Origin of the sequence: Lacinutrix sp., from assembly GCF_023299985.1 — a bacterium.
GTDB lineage: Bacteria > Bacteroidota > Bacteroidia > Flavobacteriales > Flavobacteriaceae > Lacinutrix.
The window spans coordinates 1-4,313 of sequence record NZ_JALZVX010000016.1 but is presented as its reverse complement, the minus strand read 5'-3'; the positions used below and the strand labels follow the sequence as shown (position 1 = coordinate 4,313).

The window sequence follows — 4,313 nt, the reverse complement described above, 5'->3', positions numbered from 1 at the left end:
CTTCTTAAATATAAATTTTAATGCCATAGGTATTACTTTCGTGTATTATTAAACCATATAATAATTGGTTTACCAGATTGGTTTACCAAATATAATACAATTTTAAAAATCTACATTTAATTGAATGCATATTATTTTATTAGTAGATAATTATGCTGTAAAATTACAAAAAGCAAAAAAAAATATTGTTTTTTTTTAGATTACCACTTAATAGGTTTTAATTTAATGGATTCTAAAAAAGTATTAGTTTTACTAAAATGCTTATTACCAAACCAATAACCACGGTTAGCACTCAAAGGAGAAGGATGACCCGAGGTTAAAATGTGATGCTTTTTAGTATTAATTAGTTTCGTTTTTTTCTTGGCAAAACCTCCCCAAAAAAGGAAAACTACATTTTCCTTATTATCACTTATAGTTTTAATAACAGTATCTGTAAAGGTTTCCCAACCTTGTTTTTGATGACTTGCTGCTTCATGAGCACGCACTGTTAAGGTTGCATTTAGTAAAAACACACCTTGTTCTGCCCAACGCTCTAAGTTTCCACTTTTAGGATAAGGAATATTTAAATCGGTTTCAATTTCCTTAAAAATGTTTAGTAATGATGGTGGATATTTTATAGCTTCATTTACACTAAAACATAAGCCATTGGCTTGATTGTAATTATGATAAGGATCTTGTCCAATAATAACGACTTTTAAATCACTAAAATGACACTTTTCAAAAGCATTAAATATTAGTTTTTCAGGCGGAAAACACTCATTTTTATTGTATTCTGAATTTACAAACTCAATTAAACTCTTAAAATATGGTTTATTAAATTCTGCTTGTAAATATGGTTTCCAACTGTTATTTATATTTATTGTCATTATGCTTTTTTGTTATTCCGAATAAAAATAATACTATCTTTAAAGCTATAAAAATTTATTTCAATTTGAAAAATATTAAATTTCCTTCAGCTCAAACCATTTTATTAATTATTGCAGCATTAGTAACACTTCTCACATGGATTGTACCTGCTGGAAAATACGATACTTTAATTTATAACAAAGAGACTAAAAATTTTACACAAACTAGTACAGAAAATTCTAAAAATCTTCAAGCAACACAAGCAACCTTAGATGGATTATCTATTAAAATTCCTTTAGAGAAATTTACAAGTGGAGCCATTTATAAGGCTATTAATATTCCCAATACTTATAAAAAGCTTGAAGCTAAACCACAAGGTGTTTTTGAGTTTATTAAATCACCAATAAAGGGAATAATAGAAGCAGCAGATATTATATTTTTAGTTTTGATTATTGGAGGACTAATAGGTGTAATTAACAGTACAGGTGCTTTTGATGCAGGTATAGCTTCATTAGCAAGCGCCTTAAAAGGTAGAGAATATGTTTTAATAATATTAGTTACGCTTTTAGTTGCTTTAGGTGGAACCACTTTCGGTTTTGCTGAAGAAACCATTGCCTTCTTCCCTATTTTAATTCCAGTGTTTTTAGCTGCAAAGTATGATGCCTTGGTTGGTGTAGCTTGTATATTTATAGGGTCTTCTATTGGCACTATGTGCTCGACAATCAATCCGTTTAGTACAATTATTGCAAGTGACGCTGCAGGAATAAGCTGGACAACTGGTGTTTTTGGAAGATTATTTATGCTATTAGCATGTTTAACGTTATCTATAATTTATATTATACGCTATGCAAACCGTGTTAAAAGAGATCCAACAAAATCTATTATATACCATCAGCAAAAACAAATTGCAGCATTATTCTCAAATAACTCCAATGAAAATGTTAAGTTTACTTTGCGTTTACGTTTAGCATTATTTGTTTTTGCTTTATGTTTTGTAATCATGATTATTGGTGTTGTAGCACTAGATTGGTGGTTTGTAGAAATGACAGCAACTTTTTTAGTTGGTGCTATTTTTATAGGGATTATTACTGGCATTAAAGAATCTACCTTTATAGACACTTTTGTAAAAGGCGCTGGAGATTTATTAGGCGTTGCACTAATTATAGGAATTGCTAGAGGAATTACAGTAATTATGGCAGATGGTTTAATTAGTGATACTATGCTATATTATGCAAGTGATATAACAAATGGAATGAACAAAGGACTTTTTGCAAGTGCTATGACAGGTATTTACGCTGTACTCTCATTTTTTATTCCAAGTTCTTCTGGAATGGCAGTTTTAACAATGCCTATTATGTCTCCTTTGGCAGATGGTGTTGGTGTTGGAAGAGAAATTGTAGTAAATGCTTATCAATATGGTATGGGATTATTCTACTTAATAAACCCAACAGGATTAATTTTAGCATCGTTAGCAATAGTAAAAGTTGGCTTTAATAAATGGCTAAAATTCATTATGCCATTGTTTATAATTCTGGTAGTATTTACTTTAATAGTAATGACGGTTTCTGTATATTTATAGAAAGAAAAATCTTTCTAAATGTACACAATTATAGGTGCAGGAATTGGTGGTTTAACCACTGCTCTAGTCTTCGAAAAATTAAACATAAAATATCAATTATTTGAAAAATCTAAAGCACCAAATGCTTTAGGTGCAGGAATTTGGTTAGCTCCAAATGCATTACAAGTATTAGAATTCGCAGGTGTTTTAGATGCTATTTTTAAAGTTGGTAATGTTGTAAATCGTATTACGCTATCTAACGAAAAGTTAAAACTATTGGTAGATAGTAGTCAATTACCAGCAAAAGAGAAATATGGCTTTTCTACACTTGCTATTCATCGTGCAAAACTACAGCTGGCTTTAATTGAAGCAATTCCTAAAGATAAAATCCACTGGAATAAAGCATTCAAATCTTTTAAGCAATTAAATAATACTGTTAGTGTAGACTTTACAGATGGTTCTCAAACCGAAACTAAATACCTTATTGGTGCAGATGGTATAAACTCTAAAGTACGTTCACAGCTCTTTACAAAATCTCAGATTCGGTATTCTGGTCAAACCTGTTGGAGAGGTGTCATGAAAACGGCCTTACCTCCAGAATATAAAGATAGAGGTATCGAAATGTGGGGAAAAGGTATCAGGTTTGGTTTATCTCAATTGTCTAATAACGAAACCTCTTGGTTTGCAGTAAAAAATAGCGAAGCGTTTCAAAAAGATGATAAAACTGTTTTAAAAGAAAAACTTTCTACACTTTATAAAGACTTTCATCCAATAGTTCAAGAATTAATTAATAATACAGATATAAAAGATATTTTACGAAACGATATTACAGATTTAAAACCCATTAAACATTGGCAAAAAGACACTATTTGTTTAATTGGTGATGCTGCGCATGCTATTACTCCAAATATGGGACAAGGAGGTGCTCAAGCTATTGAAGATGCTTATTATTTAGGCAAGCTAATTGTCGAAAACAAAAACAAAAATATTTTCGAGCAGTTTGAAAAGAAACGCTACAAACGTGTTAATAGCATTGTAAAACAATCTTGGTATACAGGAAAAATTGCTAATTTAAAAACGGGAACTACTATTAGGAATAATATATTTAGTATAATACCAACAAAACTAATTGATAGAAATATGCACTCTGTTTACAATTTAAAAGATTAAAACTATTTATTATAAAACACATACTATAAATAGACTATAATTTATTATGTTTAAGCTTAAATAATGTAGCAAAGGAGATATGTTGGTTAACTATTAGGAATGAGTTAAACATCATTTAAAAGGTGAAAATTAGACATAAAAAAGAGGGAGAAATCTCCCTCTTTTTATTGACTAAAACATTAATATAAAAATTAATGAGACACTGTTAATTCTTTTATACCTACTAGACCAAAAACATTAGAGCTATGGTGACTACTTTGAGTTGATTGTAAATAACAACCAGCTTTAAAATAGTTCCCATCAGAATCTACATCTCCAGATGTAAATAATGTGCTATTCCTTGTTCCATTAGAATTTAAAGAATAAAGTCTAACAACTTCATTTCTCATAGTTAATTCAAAATAATATTCTGTATCCATATTAAAAGTGAAATTAGATATCGTTTGACCACTACCTAACAACTCTTCTGTAACATAACCGTTAATTCTTAAATCTACTTCACCAGAGTTTTGTCCACTACTACCTTGTACTTGCACTCTAATTACATCATCAAATTGAGAACCGCTTTCTGCATGAATTTGTCCAAAACATACTTTACCAGAAGGAGGTAAATCATCTATTCTTACTTTCCATTTCATAGAATGTTCTGTATTTGTTGTTCCATCCCAATTAATTTCAGTAGAACCATTAGATGTTAGCTCTCTTAATTCTGATCTTGGGTTTTGAGTATTATTAGTAC

The 4,313-nt window shown here is 29.9% G+C and carries 4 protein-coding genes; 2 read left to right on the top strand and 2 right to left on the bottom strand.

Features of this window, described 5'->3' with window-relative positions; translation table 11 throughout:
* Nucleotides 1–200: 200 nt before the first annotated feature.
* The gene (locus Q0C58_RS01085) at nucleotides 201–866 is read right to left on the bottom strand and encodes a uracil-DNA glycosylase (RefSeq protein WP_290696490.1); all 666 of its coding nucleotides are present in this window, start codon (nucleotides 864–866) and stop codon (nucleotides 201–203) included.
* Between the two features lie 65 nt (nucleotides 867–931).
* Between Q0C58_RS01085 and Q0C58_RS01080 the strand changes: the two genes are divergently transcribed.
* Nucleotides 932–2,425: a YfcC family protein gene (locus Q0C58_RS01080; protein WP_290696488.1), complete on the top strand. Its 1,494-nt coding sequence runs from the start codon at nucleotides 932–934 to the stop codon at nucleotides 2,423–2,425.
* Nucleotides 2,426–2,443: 18 nt separating this feature from the next.
* Nucleotides 2,444–3,574 (top strand): FAD-dependent monooxygenase, encoded by a 1,131-nt coding sequence (locus Q0C58_RS01075; RefSeq protein WP_290696486.1) that lies wholly within the window; start codon nucleotides 2,444–2,446, stop codon nucleotides 3,572–3,574.
* Between the two features lie 191 nt (nucleotides 3,575–3,765).
* Here Q0C58_RS01075 and Q0C58_RS01070 read toward each other — a convergent pair.
* Nucleotides 3,766–4,313, bottom strand: a 548-nt coding sequence (locus Q0C58_RS01070; protein ID WP_290696484.1) for a polysaccharide lyase family 7 protein, incomplete at its 5' end; no start/stop codon positions are given.